Here is an 18,545-nt window from a genome sequence, read left to right as displayed (position 1 = left end):
CTGCCCGTGCCAGCCTGTCAACTTAGCTCATGTCTGGAGGATGTGTATGGCTACCCTCTTTGCCGCCAGTGAGAGCAGCATCATGGTGGATGGCGAAGCGATTGAAGGCGTGCGCGCCATCGAATATCGCTACCAACAGCAGCGCAGCAACGTGTATGCGCTGGGCAGTACCGAACGTGTGGGCATGGTCTCCGGCGGACAGACCGTCGAAGGGCGGCTGCGCGTGGCGTCGACCAGCGGCAAGCTCAATGGTTTGAGCGGGCCGTTTCAGGTGATCGCGACGCTGCGGCACACGGCTGCGGATAACAAGACCAAGACGATGACCGTCACTTTTGACGAGTGCTACCTGACCGACAAAAGTTTCGGCATCGAAACCAACGGACACGGGGAAGCTGTGTACAGCTTTTCCGCCGTACGCCTGCGCGAAGAGATTAGCGAGGCCTGATGTCCACGTCGGTCGCCTTTGAACCGGGCTCTGTCCTCATCGCCGGGTCGCGCTATGCGATCCGCGATGTGGGCACGCGCGGGGAAATCCAGCTGGGTGGTGAGGATGGTCTCGTCCTGCGTCCGCTGACGTACGGCGAACGCTCGCGCATCATCGGACGGCTGGCAGGCGCGCCGAATACGGTGGACGCGGTGGGCGCGGCGATGCTGCGCGCGGCGACGGTGCAGTCTGGCGCGGGTGATCGGTCGCTGGCCGAGATCCTCGCGCTCGTGCTGGCGGGGGCGAACGCCGAAGCGCCGCCCTACGCCACGACGCTGCTGACGGTCGCGAGCGCGGCGGGCTGGAGTTTGCGCGACATTGACGAGGCGGACGCGGAGATAATTGATCAACTCGCCATGCAGCTTGGCGCGGCGGTGGACGACCCCGACGACGGTTGGAGCCGAATCGTGCTGGTGGATGATGCGCGGGCCACGTCGCTAGATGAGGTGCGCCGCGAATTGGCGGAACGCCTCATCACGCGCGCCGGGGTCGTGGCGAACGTCACCGCACCGGAGCCGGATGCTCAAGCAACGGCTGCTGGGGGTGACTAAATCGCCGACGATACGCCGACCTCTGCGTCAACAGTGGCCTAACCCGGACGCTGAAGCGAGGCGGATCAGACGGTGCGCCCAGCGCCACGTCCGACCGGATGCTCGGACTTCGCCGTGAAACACGCGAGCGCGCCAACCCTACCGGAGGACAGCAGGACCATGCTGGTAACGCCGGGCCGTTTGTTGGGCGTGACGGGCACAAACGCAGCGACTTCTCCGACACAGCGTGAGCGTAGCAGGCTGCGCCTGCGGAAGTGCGCCCAAGGTTCCGCTTGCTCGGATCGTCCGATCGCAGCGGTCGCTGACTAGGCCCGCGCTGTGACGACACCGAACTTGAAGACACTGCGCCGCGTCCGGTGAACCGGGTGAGCTATCAGCCGGAGGCACGGGCCGCCCAACGCAGCCTGAACCCGCAGCCACTGCCGCCGAAACAGCCGTTGAACACTGCGCCCACGCTCGAATTGGTGCGCGCGCCGCAGTCGATTACGCCGATCCCACTGCCCGCACTGCACCCTGCACCCGTCGAAGCGACGCGCCTAACCGGATGGAACGCTGCACCCGTGAGCGAACCACTGCTCGGCGGGCTGCCCACCCTTGCGCAGATCGAAACGCTGGTCGGCGATGAAGTGGCGGAGGCGTTGGCGGCGCTGCTCGATCACGAAGCCGATTTGAGGGGAATTGACCGATGAGCGTGCCGCTGCTGGGCGACCTCTCGCTCGAATACGTGCAAACCATTGAGCATTTCCATGACAGCGGTTTTGTCGCCACCCGTATTGCCGGGTTGGCGGGCGAACTCCAGCAGAACGCGGGACGGCTGTCACATCGCATTCGCATTCAAGGCTTGCTGTTCGGCGATGGCGCGGCGGACGCGCTTAAGTCGCTCCAACAGGCGGCGACGGACGGCGCGGAACTGAGCTTTTCGGCGGATATCACCTCCGCGCTCGACTTGCAGAAGGTGGTCATCACCTCGCTGCGGGCGGTCGAAAGCGCGGGCCAGCAAAACCGCTTCAGCTACGAGCTGCATCTGGCGGAAAGTCCGCCGCTGCCGCCGCCTGCCGAAATCAGCGGGTTTGGCGGGCTGGATGATTTCGGTCTGGGCGATCTCGGCTTTGACACCGATATCCTCGGCGATCTGCAAGACCTGGCGGGCGATATTGCCGGGGCGGTTGACGCCGCGCTCGACGTGATCGATGCGCTGTCGGCGCTGACGAACCTCGACGGTCTGGAGCTCGGCAACTTTATGGAGCCGATCACGAATACGACCAACGAGATCAGCGACATTGCCGCGGACTTCAAAGACGCGGCGCGCACGCTCGGCGACCTGTTCGGATAAATAAGGATCAATGGTGGCGATTAAACCGCTGGCGTCGGTGACGCTGGGCAACCTGCAATATACCGAGCAAGCTGTCGCGATCACGGCGACGCTGGCGCTGCTGCCCGCCGTCAATGCGGTGACGGTCACGCTGCCCGCCGGGGTGCGCTTCGAAGCCGCGCCGGACGATGACGGTGTGCTGGAACTCGACAGCGGCGACGCGGACGGCGCAGGTGCGGACACGATCCTCACCGGGAAGGTGCGCGCGATCCGGCGCACGCCGCGCGCCGTCGAAGCCACCATCGGCGACGCGGGCGCGGAACTCGCGCGCTATCGCCCCGCCGGAACCTATGAAAAGAGCAGCGCCGCCGATGTCATCCGCGCGCTGGCGGGGGACGCTGACGCTTCGGTGGCTTCGATTGACCTCGATCTGCCTCTCGCGGCGTATGTGGCACATCAGGCGCGCACGGCGGCGGAACACGTCGCGACACTGGCAGCGTGGGGCGGCGGCTTCGCCGGGGTCAACGGCGACGGCGAACTGTTCGTCATGCAGCTCCCTGAGGGGCAGCCGGAACTGGCGCTGCGCTGGGGGCGCGAATTGATCGATTACGAAGTGCGAGAACTGCCCGCGACCGCGGCCAAGCGGCTGCGCGTCGGGTTTGGCACCGCGGGATCGGAGTCTGCGCCCGAGGCTTTGCGCCCGAGCGTCGATCCGCTCCCAGCGGATTCGCCCGCACCCGGAAGCGACGCGATCTGGGTGGCTGCGCCCGCGCTGCGCGTGCCCAAAGCGGCGGCGACGGCTTCGGCGGCGGCGGATGCGTTCGCGGCGGCGGAAGGCAAACGGGTGCGCGCGCGCTGCTATCTCCAGCCGAAACTGCGCCCCGGAACGGTGATCGAAGTGCAGGATATGCCCGATGGGTTATCCGGTGGCCCGTGGATCATCACGCGCGTGACCCATCGTCTGCGCCCCGCTTACGGCGGTTTGACCACCTTCGAGGCGGTCACGGGCGAGGGCGGCGGTTTAGGCGATTTACTGGCGGCGGCGCTCGGCGCATTGGGGAGCTTATTCTAATGAGGACACGACGATGACCAGCGCCCTCTACGACAGCATCGCGCGGATTGCGCGGCATGAAGCCCGGGCGCATGCGACGGCCGGGGTCGGCGTCGTCACCGACATTTACCCCGCGGACGGCGCGACGCCGGATTACGCGGCGACCGTCGAAATGCGCGATTCGGGTTTGGTGTTGCCGCGTGTGCCGGTTGCGACGGGGGTGCTCGGTGCAGTCGCTATTCCCGCGGTCGGCGAACTGGTGGTGATCGTGTTCATGGATGGCGACTACAACGCGCCCGTGATCGTCGGGCGGCTGTATCACCCGGATCAAGACCCGCCCAAGCACGCCGACGGGCAGATTGTGCTGGCGCTGCCCTCCGGGGCGAGCGACCCCAAGCTGCGGTTGGACGTAGAAGGCGACAAGCCGTCGATCAAGCTGGAACTGCCGGACAGCGAACTGACGATCACGATTGCCGAGAAGAAGGTCGAGATCAAGGTCGGCGAGATGGCCGTGAGCGTGCTCGGCAGCGGCGGAGGCCGCGCGGAGATTGCGGCGGGCGGCTCGAAGATCACGCTCAAGAAGGATGGTGACATCACCATTTCGGCGACATCCGGCAAGCTCAAACTGGAAGCGAATGAAATCGAACTCTCGGGTTCGGCCAAAGTCAAGATTTCGGGCGCACAAGTTGAGGTGAACTGACATGGGCAAGCCAGCAGCAACTGCGAATCATTCGGTAGTCGGCGTGGATACCCATATCGTCATGGTGCCGACGCCCGGTGGCCCGGTGCCGACACCGCTCCCGCACCCCTTCAGCGGCAAGCTGGATGGCGGCTTGATCAACACGGTCAAGATTGGTGGGCAAGCCGCTGCCGTCGTCGGTTCGACGGCGACGAATCAGCCGTCACATACCCCAACGCCGCCGGGGACGAGCTTCCAGAAGCCGCCCGCGAATCAGGGAACGGTGTTCATGGGCAGCCCGACGGTCAAGATCGGCGGGAAGGCGGCGGCGCGGATGGGCGACCCGGTGAAGACGTGCAATGACCCGGCGGACGTTCCGGTCGGGCAAATCATTGCCGCCGGCACCGTCATGATCGGCTAACCGCGATGGCAAACGGTAACGACAGCCTCCTCGGCATCGACCTGCTGGTCATCCCGAATATGGTCGCGCATGACGCTTCGGCGCTCGATCTGGTCGGACGCACGCGCGTACTGCGTCAGCGCCTACCGGGGACGGACTTGCTCGAAGCGACGGACCTGCAAACGATCAGTTCGCGCGAAAATCTGGCGCAGGCGCTCATGCTGCGTTTGCTCACGGCGCGGGGCGCACTCGCCGCGCTCGGTCATGCCAGCTATGGGTCGCGCTTGCACGAGCTGATCGGGCGCAACAAAACGGACGCGTTGCGCAACCTGTGCCGGGCGTTCATCCTCGAAGTCGTGGCGCAGGAGCCGCGCGTCGAAGATCAGGCGGTGGAAGTTACGTTTCACCCGGATGAAGAGACCGCATCGTCGTTCGTGTTCACGCTGGCGGTTAAGCCGCGCGCGGGCGACGCGCCCATCGGACTAACGTTGGAGGTGGGGCTGTGAGTTACGTAACGCGAAACTACGACGAGATCGTGCGCGATATGCTGACGACGCTCACCGGCGGTACGGTGCGCGAAACCGTCACCGCGCCATCCGGCGATGTGCCGATCATCCTCGAAAAGCTGCAGAACCGCCCGGTGCGGCGCATTTCGCACCTCGAAGGTACGGTCGTCGTGGGAGTGGGCGCGGCGGCGCGCGATGTGCCATATCGCTTTTCCGCCGCGGACTTCGAACTCATTTCGACGACGGGCGACGACGCCAATAAAGACAGCATTCGCTTTCGTGAGGGCGGTCGGCGTCCCAAGCCGGGGTCAGCGCTCACAGTCAACTACTACCCGGTGCAAACTCTGCCCACGCCGCTGACCGATCTGAATGTCGGCTCGGTGATCCGCACGCTGGTCGAAACAGTGGCGCGCGAAATGGCGATGGCGTATTTGCAGCTTGAACATGTTTACGACTCGGCGTTTCTCGATACCGCCGAAGGCTCATCGCTGGATAAAGTGGTCGCGCTGGTCGGTGTGCGCCGCCTCCCGGCGGGCTACCCAGTCGCGCGGCTGCGCTTCACCCGCCGCGCCGATGCGGGCGCTGGATCGCAGGTAACGATTCCGGCGAACACCGCCGTTGTTGATGCGACCGGGGCGCGCTACCTGACATTGGACGCGCTCACGCTCGAACCGGGCGAAACGACCCGTGAAGTCAACGCACGCGGCGAGTCGCCGGGGACGAAGCTGGTCGAAGCGGGCGCGCTGAATCGGATGGAAGTGCTGATCGGCGGGGTGAGCGAAGTCACCAACCCGCAGCCCGCCTACGCACTCAGTACGCCAGAAACCGACGCCGAACTGCGCCGCCGCACCTCTGGCAGTTTGCATGGGGTGGTGCGTGGCACGCAGGACGCGCTCAAATTCGGGCTGCTCTCCATTGAAGGCATCAAGAATGTGAACGTCGTGGAAGCACCGAACGGCGTGCCCGGCGAAATTCGCATCGAAGTGGCGCACGCCAGCGATGATCCCAACATCGAGGCGATCATCGACCGGACAATTGAAGAAATTCGCCCGGCGGGCATTCGCGTGCTGTGGAACAAGGCGCAAAGCCAGCGCGTCGGCGTCAAGGTGGCGCTGACGCTGGCCGGATCCGGCGCAGGGGTGACAGGCGGCGTGTTGAGTTCGATCAACAGCGGCATCGAAGCCAGCCTGCGCGACTACCTGACGAGTCTTGCGCCCGGCGGCAAAGCGCGGCGCGCGCAAATGCTCAAGCTGGTGCTGGCGGATGAGCGCGTAAGCGACGCAACCGTGACGCTGACGCCGGAAGGCGGGAGCGACGTGGACGAGCTCCAACTGCCCGCCGATACCATCCTCGAAGTGACGCTGGTGAGCTTCCCGCCGCCGACCTATGAAGTCGAATCGGTGACGGCGGCGACGGTCTCGACGGTCAGCTCGTACCTGCCGATTCACTTAGCGGCGGGCGTGTCGCTCGCACAGGCGACCAGCGCGATCACCCCGGCGCTCGACAGCTACCTCGCCGCACGCGCGCCGAGCGCGCCGCTCGATGTAGACAGCCTCGCCGCGTCCATCCGCGACGACAGCCGCTTCGCGCTGGTGCGCAACGAAGTGGTCGTCACCGTCGAAGGCGGCGGACGCTTCCTACAGCTCACCGATGGCGTCGGCCAGTACGCGCTGGCGACCAACGAACGCCTGCAAAAAGGCGAAGTGACGATTGAACCGCGGGAGGGCGCGCTGTGACGCACCTGTCCGAAATGCTTGACCGCCTGCCGATTCTGTACCGTGATGGCGCGCTCGTCGCCGACACGCTGCGTGTGCCAAGCCTCGGCTTGGACATCCTCGACGAAGACGGGATCGAAGTGCAGCGCGCGCACTGGTTCGACAGCGCGCTGAATTTGCAGGAAGTCGCACGGTTAGCGGCGGTGCTGGATATCCCGCTGGAAAGCTGGCAGAACCTCGCCGAGTACCGCGCATGGGTGCATGCGCTGCGCGATGCCATGCTCCAGTACGGCGCGGTGACAGTCGAGGCGATTGAGAATTTCGTGCGGCAGTACGCGCGGCTGTATCAGGCGTCGGCGAACATTCTGGCGATTCCGCAGTTGGAACGCTGGCAGGCCGTGCCGTCGACCGTTGACCCGGCGCTGATTGAGAATGTGCCCGTGCGCCGCTTCCAGCGCATTCCCGACCTCGGCGGCGTGGAACCGCTCTGGCAGTTCTCGGTCGAGAACAAGGGGCTCGATCCCGCGTATCTCGACGTGCTCATGGTCGGGTTGTTCAGCGGGCCGGAGTACGTGCCGACGCTCATCAACATCACGACGGGCGAGGCGCTGTTGTTCCTCGGTCAAGTGCCGCCCGGTCAGCGCCTGTGGCTGGACGGTCAGCCGGATGGCAGCGTGCGCGCCCACCTCGAACGGACGGATGTAACCGCGTCTTTACGCTCCGTGACCGGGGTGATCCCCGGTACGCCGTGGGATAACGCGCAGGTGCAGACGCCCGCCAAAGCGATCACGCTGGCGCGCGGGCGCAACGACCTGTGGTTCCTGCCGTTGGCGCACTATGACGCGCTCGGGCTGGATCGCTTTTTGCTGGCGCTGGCGGATCTCGCTTTGCAGCAGGGGCGCTACGATGCCGCCACCTTCGATCACGCGCTGTTCTATCAAGACCCGGCGGTCAACCTGAATGTCTCGTGGGTGGAGACGCAGCCCGCGACCTTTCGCGTGGCGCTTCCCGGCGGCGCGCTGCGTACTGATGCCGGACGCACGGCGACGGGCGTCACCAGCCGCGAAGAACTGCAAACGTCGCTGGCGGTCGCGGTTAACAAGCTGCGCGCGGTTGGCGTCGCCAGTTCGGTCGAGATTGAGCCGTTCCGCGAAGTGCAGCCGATGACCGATTACTTGACCGCCGTGCTGCCGATCACCGTGCGCGAGGCGGCGTCGATGGGCGCGGATCAATTACCCGATGCGGGCGGCGTGTTCGGCGTCACCCCGTTTGATGAATCGACTTTTCGCTAGGAGAGAAACACGATGGGAGCCTTCTTACGAGTCGAACTCACAACGCTCGACGGCGAACTGGTGGCCGTCCGCGAAGCGCATAACGCCGTCATGCAGAGCGGCGCGCGTTTGATGGCGGATCTGTTCGCCGGGAAGGGCACGCCGATCACGCATATGGCCGTCGGGACGAGTGATGCGCCGGAGAGCGAGACCTTTACTACGACCGCGCTGACCAACGACCCGAGCGCGCCGCTGGTCGCCCCCGTCGACGCGCCGATCCCGGCGGACGCCTTTTCCGCCCCGGAGATCGACACCGAGCGCCGCCTGGTGCGCATCCGTGTGCGCGGCACGCTCCCGGCGAATGCGGCGGTCGGCACGGTGCGTGAAGCCGCGCTCATCTCGCGGGCGGGCGAGGTCACGACCTTATATAACCGCGTGATCCTCGCGCCGATCACCAAAGGCGATGATCACGAGCTAACGTTGTTCTGGGAAATTACCTTCCCGTACGGGGATTTACAGTGGCTGCCGTAAAGATCAGGAGAGAGCACAATGGCAACAGTTAATCGGGCTGCTTTTCAGGTGCAGCTTCAGGGTTACCCGATCGCCAACCGTGATGCGACGGTCAAACTGGTCAACGAGGCAACGGGTGCGGTGGTTGAGCGCAAGCCGTTCCTCGACGGTTCGCTCACCGTGCGCGACCTTGACCCCGGCTACTATCAGTTACAGGTGGCGCATCCCAACCTCGTCAATTTGATTGAAAATCGCCGCGTGCGGTTATTCCCGCAGCCTGCGCCGACCTTCGTCCCGGTGCCGATTCGTCCGGAATTGTTTCGGGATACACCGATTAGGGACATCCCTGACGCCGATCTCGGCCCCATTCAGAGCACGGCAGCGGCGGTCAAAGAGCAGCTCCGTCCGCTCGGCGTGAAAGGCCCCGGCGAAGCGATTCGCGCGGCGGACTGGAACTCGCTGGTCGATGCGGTGAGCGATCTCGCGCAGGCGGTGCTGGAACTGACCAAGCTGGTCGCGCCACAGGGGCACGATCACCCGGAAATCGCCGAGAAGATCGACGAAGTGCAGGGCAACATCCGCCGCTTCTCCGAGGCGTTTGGCAAGAGCCTCGTCGAACTGCGCCGCGAGATCGAGACGGAAGACCTCGACCGCACGGTGCGCAATGTGCTCGATCTCGGTGCGGCGACGCCGGAAGTGCGCGAACGCGTGACCACGCGCCTCGGCGAACTGCGCGCGGCGGCGCAAACCGATACGCCCAACTTCACGCAGAAGCTGGCCAATACCGGGTCACTGTATCTGACGACGATCAACGAACTGGCACAGGCGCAGGGCGCCGAAGCGGATAACTTCCGCGCGAACCCTGAAGTCGTCAAGCTGGCCGGACTGGCGCAAACCTACTACACCGCCGGGACGCAAACGCGACCGGAGTCCGAACTCAACGTCTACATGCAGTCGACGCGGGCGGCGGGCGGGACGAAGCTCAAGAACATCATAGGAGGCTAGATCATGCCGACCGTAGCCGATCTCGAACGCCTGAACGCGCTCACCACGCGCCTCGTCCCGTTGGGGGGGGCGGCGCAGGGCGAGGTTATCAAGGCGGAAGACTGGAATACGCTCGTGGGTGCGATTGTGGAGATCGGGCGGGTGGTGCTCGGTGAAGAGCGCGAGATCGTGCCGGCGCCGCACGAACACCCGGATCAGGTCACCGTCGGTTGGCTGGAACCCAAGCTGCGGGCGCTGATCGAGCGCGGCCCGCTGAGCGACCCCGCGATGGAAACGCGTTTGCAAGCAATTGAAACGCGTGTGGATCGGCTGGCGGGCCGCCTGGAAGCGCTCATCAACAGCCTCGGCGAAGTGCGCGACCGGGTCACCGAAGTGACCACGCGTGACCTCGTGCGCCAATCAGAGATCACCAATGTGCGCCGCGTGGTTGAAGGGCTGGACGTGGGGCGTGAATCGGTGCTGGAACTGCGCGAAACGCTCGGCTTGCTGCAAAAAGACGTGACGACCGCCGTGACCATTGGGCAGCGGCTGACGGTCGATGGGCAACCGATTGACTTCAACAAGGTGGTCGAGCGGCTCAACCGCGCGGATGCGCTGGCAGAACGGTTGACCGGGCCGACGGGGGAGGCTTTCGACGCGAAAGCGTTTGAGAATCGCCTCGCCGAACTGACTAACACGCTCGTCACGCAGGACGCGCTCGACGCGGCGCTTGATACGGTGCGCACCCGCATCCCCGAAGATCTTCTCGGGGGACTAGAAAACAATCTGCGGAATGAACTGCTCGAACAGATGAATTCGTCATTTGGGACGTTCCGCACCGAGTACGACGCCTCTCTCAGCGAACGCTTTGCCGGGGTCGACGCGCAGATCAGTACGCGCATTGCCGATGCTGTGCCCGACATCACCGGAACGGTGCTGGCGACCGTGCGCCCGGAGACGGCGGCGGCGCTGGAGGCCACGCGGGCTGACCTGCAAACGGAGTTCACCAAGAACCTCGATACCGTCGCCGGGCAGTTGAAAGAAGACTACACGCGCGGCTTTGAGTCGCTGGACGTGAACATGCGTGAAATTGTCGGTTCGCTGGCGTCAGAAGCCGTCGATCAGCGCTTGGGCGAAGTCAACGGGCGGATCGGACGCATCGAAGAGAACCTCGTGCCGATCAACGAGCGGATCTTCAAGCTGGAAACGCAGGTGATCGACTTGGGGCGGCTCACCGATCTGAATACCGGGTTGATCGATGCGCGCACGAATACGCTGCGCACCGACCTGCTCACGGAAATGGATCGGCGCGATCAACTGCAAGCGGATCAATTTACGCGACAGTTGGGCACGCTGGATACCAGCGTGAATACGCGCATCAACACGGCGATCACCGATAACAACCGCCTGCTGCTCGATCAAACGCGCACGATTGCGCGGGAAACCGCGCTGATTGAAGTCGGCACGCTGGAAACCCGGCTGCGGGCGGATATCCCGGTGATCAGCCGCGACGCGGTGACGACGGTGGTGCGCTCGGAGATTGCCGCGGCGACGCCGACGCTCACGCGCAGCATCACCAATAATCTGCGCACTCGTCCGAATGGCTAAGTGAGGCTGCCGTGATCAGCGACTTTGAACGCCGTCTCGCCGATGTGCTGAGCGCCCGTTTGCCCGCTCCCTTCACCGGGCGCGTTGATGTGCCGCCGGGATCACTGCCGGGCAACGGGCCGCGCATTCTCGTCGGGGTGACGCAGGTGCAGGGCGCGGATGGGCAGTTTGGCAGCGTCCGCCCGGAAGTTGTGCCCGGCGCGAATGACCCGCGGCGCGTGCTGCGGCTGTCCTGCGCGGTTACAGTTGAAGTGCGGGCAGGTGCGCCGGCCAACAACCGCACCCAGCAGATGCAGGGGCTGGAGCAGGTCATGTACCTGCTGGATGCCCCCGATCTGCGCAGCGGCCAAGCGTTGGCAAGCGGTGCGCCTGCCGACCCCGGTTTCTTCATCCAGTCGCTGACGCTCGGCGAGAGCATCGCACCGATTGATCCCACGCTTGATGATGCGCTCCCGGTCACGGTGAGCGCGCGGGCGGACGGCTATTTTTGGCCGATTGGGGTAGTGGGACAGGCGGGCATCGCTATTGGCGAGATTCGGCTGCGCGGGGCATCACTGCCGCTAGCCGTCGCCGCTGCTGCCCCCTTGATTGCGGGCGCGCCACCCGTCAACCTGACGGTGCAGGTCGGTGTGGGGACGTTCGGCACGTTTGCGCTGATCGATAAGCCCGCGCTGCCGTTTGGGTCGCTGGCTTTCAGCGTGGTCGATGCGGGTGGACGCCCCGGCAAAGGGACGCTGATTGGCGCGGTGGATAACGTGCGCCTTGTGCCGCTGGCCGATAACAGCGCGACCGTCAGCTATGACCCACCCGACGAACCCGCCGAGGATGTGCTTGTCGTCATGCTCGACGATGGCGCGGGCGGTGCAGGCATCGAGATTGGGCGCGCCCCGCTGCGCGTCCGCGGAGCCTAGGCAAACCAACATGGCGATCAATGCCGCGCAGCTGGATAAGGGGCTGGTCGTGAGCGAAGTCAACGGCTTCGTGCTCGATCAGATCGAGAAAGGGTACATCACGACGCTGCGCGATCTGCTCACGCCGGTCGAGGTGGTGGGCGAGGGCTATCCGCTGCGCGTGACGTGGGCTCCGGTCTACGGCGCGACGCGGGCTGAAATCACGAGCGCGCCCGTGCGTGTCGGCGTGGCAGTGGTTGAGGAAGCGCTGGGCGATTTGTCCATGGTGACGGCAGGCAATGCCTATGTCGTGACCATTCCCGGTGGCAAGCGGATCGCGTCGCTGACGCTGCATGGTATGAAAGCGGCCAACGGCAATTCGATCACCTCGCAGGCCTCGCTGCCCACTGACCCGGAACAGCATCGACTGGTGGTGCGGGCGCAGGTCGGCAGTCAGGCCGAAGCGCCGATCCACACGGTGCCATTTGTCCCGGCGCGCGGGGCGATTCCCGCATCGCTGACCGGGGCGAGCTTTTCGAGCGGTGTGCTGTCGCTGCCCAACGTGCTCGCGCCCAAACTTCGTTTGTCGCTGGCGATCAAATCATTTCCCGAAGAATTCTCCGATCAGCCGTTCACGCTGGATCGGGTGTCAGCGGTCGCGGCGGTCTACCCGACTGACCTACAGTTAGTCGACAATGCGGGGACGGTGCTCTGGGCGTTCCCCGGCGAGTACCCGTCGACCAACCCACCGTTCGATCTCGATCTGCGCGTCAACTTTGAACCGGCGCTCAATGCTGCGCTCGCCGCCGCGCCCGATCAACCGCTGGATGTGACTTTCCGGCTCAAGGGTAAAGCGCCGAGCAAAGCTGGTTTGTCGTTCCCGAAACCGCAGGGCGCGCTGGTCCGTGATTTCCCTGATACGCCCATCATGAGCGTGACGCTGGCAGGCGATCCGGTCGTGCTGCCCATCGCGGATCGCTTGGCAGACGAGATGCCGTCCTCGGTCACCGGAGATTTGACCATCACCTACAGCGGCATTCGCATTTTGACCGAACTTTCCGATAACCTGCCCAACGGCGCGGTGAGCGGCTTTGTTGTCACCGATCAGCCGGTAGCTCGGGCGTACCCGCCGCAGGCCCTGATCGACACGGTGCTCGCCCGCATCGGCGTGATCGGGCGCGTGCCGCTCGGCGTGACCGAGTGCGAACTCGCGGTGCAGCTCGTCCAAATGATCGGCGACTTGCCCGGTGAACCGTACGGTGCGCCCGGCGTGCTCAAACTCACGACCGAGACCGCTGTGCGCACGCACTGGATCGACGTGCCCGCGGGCATTGATTTGTCGCGGGGCAACGTCGGCATCAGCGTGCGGGCGAACAGCGGTCGTTTCCTGTGGGCGAGCGCCGATGGTGTGCCGCTCGTCAAGCTGGCGATCTACGATCCTGATCCCGGTGGGCGGGCGCTTAATCTGAACGGGTTGCACCTCGCTTCGGTGACCAGTGCTGACGAAACCACGACGCCGGGAAAAACGTTCCCGACGCAGCAGTTCCGGTCGCAACCGCCCGTCTTCGACAGTTCACTGTTTATGACCGTGGACGTGTCCGATTTGACCCTGAGGTATGCGCGATGAGTCTACTCGAAGATCTTGAAGCGCTCGATCTAAGCAATATCCTCAATGCCCGCGCGGCGATCTCCGTCTCCGTCAATGGATCGGACATTCAGGCCCTGCTGAGCGGCGGCGCGGCGCAGACCGTGCTCGGCGACCTCGGCACGACGATTGCCGACTTACGCGCGTCGGTCGATAACCCGGCGGCGCTAATCGAGCCGCTGGTCAACGCGATTGCCGCCCTGCCGCTCGACCTCGATGGGCTGGATCTCGGACCATACCTCGCGGCGGTGCGCGAAGGCGCGGAGATTCTCACACGCTTGCTGGCGGACTTCGACGGCAACCCGGAGTCGCTCGGGCGCAGCCTCGGCATGTCGCTGACGGAAGTGCTCGAACGCGCCCGCGCGAACGATATCGCGCTGCCGAGCACGCGTACGGCGCAGTTGGTGCTGTCGCTGGATGCAGTAGCGACGGCGGCGACCGCGGGCGATCTCCCGGCAGTGCAGCGGGCGCTCGCCGAACTGGAACAGGTGCGTATGAGCACCCGCGCCGCGCTGGAAACCGATCTGGGGCGCGTCGCCCAACTGATTGATGGGTTGGGCATCGAAAGCGCACTTTCCGCGGTGGGGCAGGTCAATGGCGCCATGAACGGTCTGTCCGATGGCATCCTCGACTTTATGGAAGACATTCGCGCGACGCTGGCCTCGCTTCGGGAGGGGATTGAAGGCGTCGACGCGACACAATTAATGACGTTCCTCTCCGGTTTGCTGGACGCGCTGGAAGCCCAACTCCGTGTGCATGTGGTCGAAGCCATCGATGCGCAGGTCGAGCGGCTCAAGGAATGGCTGCGCGACTTACTGCGGCATTTGCCCCTGCGGCAGCTGCGCGCGGAGATCACGCGTTTCATCGATGCGGCGGTGCAGGCGATCATTGACGCCGATCTCGACCGCTACGCGCAAACCGTCTACGACCTGCTGGACAACCTGCGGGCGCAGATCGGCGGGCTCGACCTCGGCGATCAGGTGCGGGCGGGCTTGGAACAGATCGGCGCGCAGGTTGAGGCGACGTTGGGCACGGTCACTGATGCATTGGCGACGGTCGGCGGGGAGATTACCGCGCTGGCCGAGCAAGCGCGCGGCTTGCTGGAACAGTTGGTTGCGGCGCTGCATGGCTTTCAGGAGACGATCAACGGCATTGCCGATGCCGTGAACAACCTCGGCATTGAAGCGGCGGGGCAGCAGGTAGTCGATATACTGGCACAGCTCCGCGCGACCGCCGAAGAACTGCTCTCGGTCGCGCCGCTGCCAGAACCGATGCGCCCGTTGGTCGAGCAGTTGATCGAGACGGTCAAGGGTGTCGACATTGATGCGGCGCTCGACCCGGTGCGCGAGATCGTCGCCGAATTCCAGATTCCGCCGGAGGTTGAGTCGACGATTGAGGCGGGCTTAGCGAAAGCGCAGGAACTGCTGCAAAACCTGATTCCCGCCGAACTGATCGCGTCGATTGAAGCGGAGATCACCGGAGTGCTGGACGAAATTCGCAATTTTGACCCATCGTCGCTGCTGAGCGGCGTGACCGACTTCATCGGTGACGCGGCGGGTTTTATCGAAGGACTCGACCCCACGCCGCAGATTACGACCATTCGCGCGCCATTTCAGGCTGTGCTCGATGCGATTGACGCGGCGCACCCGGCGCGTTTACTCGCCCCGGTGATCGAAGCGTACAACGAGTTATTTGGCGCGATTCACGTTCCGCCGCCGCAGGATACCGCCCGCAACATCGGGCAGGCTGTCGGCACGGTCGGCGAGTCGGTGGGGCGCGCGGTGATCGAACCCGTGCGGCAGGTGTCGCCGCCGGGGTCGGTGAGCGTGGGTGGCACAGGTGGTTCAGGTGTGCCGCGCGAAAGTATCTCGCTGGAAGGCGCGAAACCGGGCGACATTGTGCGCTTGTTCGGCTACCTGCCCAACAAGCTGCGCGAAGCCCTCGCTGCGCTGGATGCCAGCGCGGCGGGCGATTTGCTGCACGAACTGGATCGACTGCTCGGCGGACTGGCGGCGAGTCTGCGCCGCGTGCCGGAAGTGCTGTGGGAACTGGATCAGCGCCTCTCCGATCAACTGGACGCGCTGCTGCTGCCGCTCGGCGCGGCACAGCTCCGGGCGCAGATCGCGCTGCGGGGACAAGCGAGCTTTGGCGGCGCGTCCGCATCGTTCGATTTGAATGCGGCATTGACGACCGTTGCCTCGGCAGGGCCGGGCGCGCTGCGGGTTGGCTTAGACGGCTCAATCAACCGGGCGCGGGGCCGCGCGCAGGTGGCGGTGAGCCATACGGGCGGCGATCTCGGCGTGACGCTGGATCGCGTCGCCACCCTGATCGAAAGCCTGAGCATTACGCGCGTGCTGGGGAACGTCGATGACTTCCTCGCCGCGCTCGATCCCGAACCCGTTGCCGCCGAACTGGACGCGCTGGCGGTCGCCATCATCAACAAGACGCCGGAGTTCATTTCGGCGATTGAAAATGAGCTCACGCTGCTGATTGACCGAGCCAAACGCATGGTCGAAATGTTCAACCCGGCGACGCAGGCGGCCAAGTTCCTCAGCGTGCTGGACGTGCTGCGCGAAGAATTGGACGTGTTCAACCCGGCGCGCCTGGCGGCAGAACTGGCGGAAGTCCACGCGGCGATTCGCGCGGCGATTGCGGCCTACGATCCGATTCACATCGCCGAACGCATCAAGGCGATCATCACCGAAATCGCGAATGAACTGCGCGGGCTCGACCCGGCGGCACTGCTCGGCGACCTGACGTTCCTCGACAATATTGTCGATCAGGTGGAGGCGGCGCTCCCGCTCAACGCGCTGAACGGCATTGGCGAGTCGCTGACCGATGTCGGTGCGGAACTGGCGGCGATTGACCCCGGCGCGCTCATCGAAGCGGTTAACGGGCTTCCCGAACGCGTGCTGGACGGCATTGAACAGGTCGTCGAAGCCATCAAACAGGAATTGATCGCGCTGCTGGAATCGCTCGACTACTTTGCGACGAGCGCCAGCGCAGAAGTGTCTGTGGGGGTGGGCTGATGGTCGACAATCACACTGACTCGTTTCTGATTCCGGGGACGACGGCGCACGCTCATTTGACTTATGACCGGAACGGTCGCCTGACCAGCCTGACCTGCGGTACCGACCAGCAGCGCACGTATGTGGAGCAGGTCGGCACCAAACGTGTCTTCGCGGGCGGTTGGGTCACACAGTCGGAGATCGTCGCCGGGCAGCGCTTACTGCGGCAGGTCGCTGCAGGGGATGATTTCTGGGTGGAGACCTACGAATGGGATCCGGCCGGGCGCTTGGTCCTCGTGGATGGCGTGCGCGTGGATCGCGATGATCGCGGGCGAGTGAGCGCGTGCGTCACCGAGTTCGGCAGTTGGCACTACGGCTACAAGGGCGATCACATCGCGGAGATCGCATTTGCGCCGGTGCCCGATCAGGTCGCCTTCGCGCGGCGGGTCGGTCGTGGCGCGGATGGGCGTGCGCTGCGGCTGAAACAGGACGGGCGTGTGTATCCGGTTTCGTTCGATCAGCGCGGCGGGCGCACAGATGTACCGACACTCCCGGCGAACTACCACCGCGATGCCTGGGGGCGCTTGTGGACGATCACCGACGAAACTGGTGCGCCCATCGTCACCTATCTGTGGGATAACTATCGCTGTCTGGGGCGGATCGACGGCGCGCCGGGTGATCCGTTGAGCGCGGTCTTCTCGCTCGACCCGACCGGGACGCCCGTCCGTATGATTGAGCAGAATGGGGTAACGCGCATTCCGCGCGACGCCTACGGCGAAAGTCTGCTCACCTACGAACGCGTGCCGGGGTTGTATGGCGGCACGGTCTACGGCAACCTGCATCATTACGCGGCACGGTCATTTGATCCATTGAGCGCGTCCTTCACCACACCTGATCCGCTGGATGGCACGGCGGCGGATCCCCGGCGCGCGGGGGGCTACGCTGGCCCACTGATGGTCGAACATGGCGCGTCTGGCCCGTATGCGCTCTGCCAGCACGACCCGATCACCCGCGCTGATCCGACTGGGGCGTTCTCGTGGTGGATTCTGATCACTGACTTCACTTGGGCGTCGCAGAACAATATGCTCGGCCTCTTGGGGTTGGATTTCATCTTTAACTTCTGGGCCAGCCTGTTCAGCGGCAACATCGGCGCATTCTTCGACCGCGAGTTCTTCTATTCGGAACAGGCGGGCACGTGGGGCTGGCGCTCCGATGGCGTGATGGGCAAGATCACGGGCGGGCGGGCGTTCGCCTTCCAGCATCAGATCTGGTCGCCCTCGCACGAATTCAACGTGCTCGACGATGCGCGCGGTTTCATCCCGAATGCTGCTTTTAGGCCGACCCACTACGGCACGATCCTGCGTGGCAAACCGAAGGACAAAGACGCATTTCTGCTGACGGCCGATCCGCGCCTGTTCGCAGCGGGGATGAAACATTGGACGCGCGCGGGCGGAACGGCGGAGGCTGTCATTCCCGGTTCCTCTGTGCCGATCTTCCCCTCGGGCGGGCTGCACTTCGATTCGCCGATCACCGATTTGCGCGTGAGCGAGTGTACGCTCACCGAAATCGAGCCGACGGGTGTGCTGCTGAGTGGCAATGTGGGCGACCGCGTCTTTATCGATGTGGCGGCCACGGGGTTGGGACTGCGCCCGGATACGCTCGTGCTGCTCACCGACGCGACGCGGCAGGCGCGCATCGAAGACATCGCCGCGGCGGACGAATCCGCGGGGCGGACGCGGGTGTACTTCAAGCGCGATGTCCCCGCCATCGGTCCGGCCAACGTGCGTTTGCGCGGGCTAACGCCCAGCGGCGCGGCGGAAAATATCAACCACAACGCGGCTACGCCTGCCGAATACCTTGATGTCACCGGGACGACGCAGCCCTATGCGGCGGGTGATCCCGTGCGTTTGAACCAGAACAGCGCGGTCATG

The 18,545-nt window shown here is 64.8% G+C and carries 16 protein-coding genes; all 16 read left to right on the top strand.

Annotation, left to right across the window (positions count from 1 at the left end; translation table 11 throughout):
• The first annotated feature begins 46 nt into the window (after positions 1-46).
• The 16 genes from IPK17_RS28215 (at position 47) to IPK17_RS28140 (ending at position 16,635) form a co-directional block, all read left to right on the top strand.
• On the top strand, positions 47-445 hold the full coding sequence (locus tag IPK17_RS28215; RefSeq protein ID WP_343421033.1) for a hypothetical protein: 399 nt from the start codon (positions 47-49) through the stop codon (positions 443-445).
• Positions 445-1,035 (top strand): hypothetical protein, encoded by a 591-nt coding sequence (locus tag IPK17_RS28210; RefSeq protein WP_343421032.1) that lies wholly within the window; start codon positions 445-447, stop codon positions 1,033-1,035. The genes IPK17_RS28215 and IPK17_RS28210 overlap by 1 nt, the downstream gene beginning before the upstream one ends.
• Before the next feature lie 365 nt (positions 1,036-1,400).
• A complete protein-coding gene (locus tag IPK17_RS28205) occupies positions 1,401-1,724 on the top strand; it encodes a hypothetical protein (RefSeq protein WP_343421031.1) in 324 nt (107 codons plus the stop codon).
• Positions 1,721-2,368 carry a hypothetical protein gene (locus tag IPK17_RS28200; RefSeq protein ID WP_343421030.1) on the top strand — a complete coding sequence of 216 codons (648 nt, stop codon included), beginning with the start codon at positions 1,721-1,723 and terminating at the stop codon, positions 2,366-2,368. Before IPK17_RS28205 ends, IPK17_RS28200 begins: the two co-directional genes overlap by 4 nt.
• Before the next feature lie 10 nt (positions 2,369-2,378).
• The gene (locus tag IPK17_RS28195) at positions 2,379-3,419 is read left to right on the top strand and encodes a hypothetical protein (RefSeq protein WP_343421029.1); all 1,041 of its coding nucleotides are present in this window, start codon (positions 2,379-2,381) and stop codon (positions 3,417-3,419) included.
• Between the two features lie 13 nt (positions 3,420-3,432).
• Positions 3,433-4,098, top strand: a complete 666-nt coding sequence (locus IPK17_RS28190) for a phage baseplate assembly protein V (protein ID WP_343421028.1) — start codon at positions 3,433-3,435, stop codon at positions 4,096-4,098.
• Between the two features lies 1 nt (position 4,099).
• Entirely contained in the window at positions 4,100-4,498 is a 399-nt protein-coding gene (locus tag IPK17_RS28185) for a PAAR domain-containing protein (protein WP_343421027.1), read from the top strand.
• Between the two features lie 5 nt (positions 4,499-4,503).
• Positions 4,504-4,983: a hypothetical protein gene (locus IPK17_RS28180; RefSeq protein ID WP_343421026.1), complete on the top strand. Its 480-nt coding sequence runs from the start codon at positions 4,504-4,506 to the stop codon at positions 4,981-4,983.
• Positions 4,980-6,719, top strand: coding sequence for a baseplate J/gp47 family protein (locus IPK17_RS28175; protein WP_343421025.1), 1,740 nt, complete (start codon positions 4,980-4,982; stop codon positions 6,717-6,719). The genes IPK17_RS28180 and IPK17_RS28175 overlap by 4 nt, the downstream gene beginning before the upstream one ends.
• A complete protein-coding gene (locus tag IPK17_RS28170; RefSeq protein WP_343421024.1) occupies positions 6,716-7,990 on the top strand; it encodes a hypothetical protein in 1,275 nt (424 codons plus the stop codon). The genes IPK17_RS28175 and IPK17_RS28170 overlap by 4 nt, the downstream gene beginning before the upstream one ends.
• Before the next feature lie 12 nt (positions 7,991-8,002).
• Positions 8,003-8,500, top strand: a complete 498-nt coding sequence (locus tag IPK17_RS28165) for a hypothetical protein (protein ID WP_343421023.1) — start codon at positions 8,003-8,005, stop codon at positions 8,498-8,500.
• Positions 8,501-8,518: 18 nt separating this feature from the next.
• Positions 8,519-9,484: a peptidase associated/transthyretin-like domain-containing protein gene (locus IPK17_RS28160; RefSeq protein ID WP_343421022.1), complete on the top strand. Its 966-nt coding sequence runs from the start codon at positions 8,519-8,521 to the stop codon at positions 9,482-9,484.
• A gap of 3 nt (positions 9,485-9,487) precedes the next feature.
• Positions 9,488-11,071, top strand: coding sequence for a hypothetical protein (locus tag IPK17_RS28155; RefSeq protein ID WP_343421021.1), 1,584 nt, complete (start codon positions 9,488-9,490; stop codon positions 11,069-11,071).
• Positions 11,072-11,082: 11 nt separating this feature from the next.
• Entirely contained in the window at positions 11,083-11,982 is a 900-nt protein-coding gene (locus IPK17_RS28150; protein WP_343421020.1) for a hypothetical protein, read from the top strand.
• Positions 11,983-11,992: 10 nt separating this feature from the next.
• On the top strand, positions 11,993-13,588 hold the full coding sequence (locus IPK17_RS28145) for a hypothetical protein (RefSeq protein ID WP_343421019.1): 1,596 nt from the start codon (positions 11,993-11,995) through the stop codon (positions 13,586-13,588).
• Positions 13,585-16,635, top strand: a complete 3,051-nt coding sequence (locus IPK17_RS28140) for a hypothetical protein (protein WP_343421018.1) — start codon at positions 13,585-13,587, stop codon at positions 16,633-16,635. Before IPK17_RS28145 ends, IPK17_RS28140 begins: the two co-directional genes overlap by 4 nt.
• Positions 16,636-18,545: the final 1,910 nt, after the last annotated feature.

Source organism: Candidatus Flexifilum breve (assembly GCF_016713355.1).
Note: the sequence above shows the minus strand (reverse complement) of the source record. Positions and strands in the feature narration are given on the sequence as shown.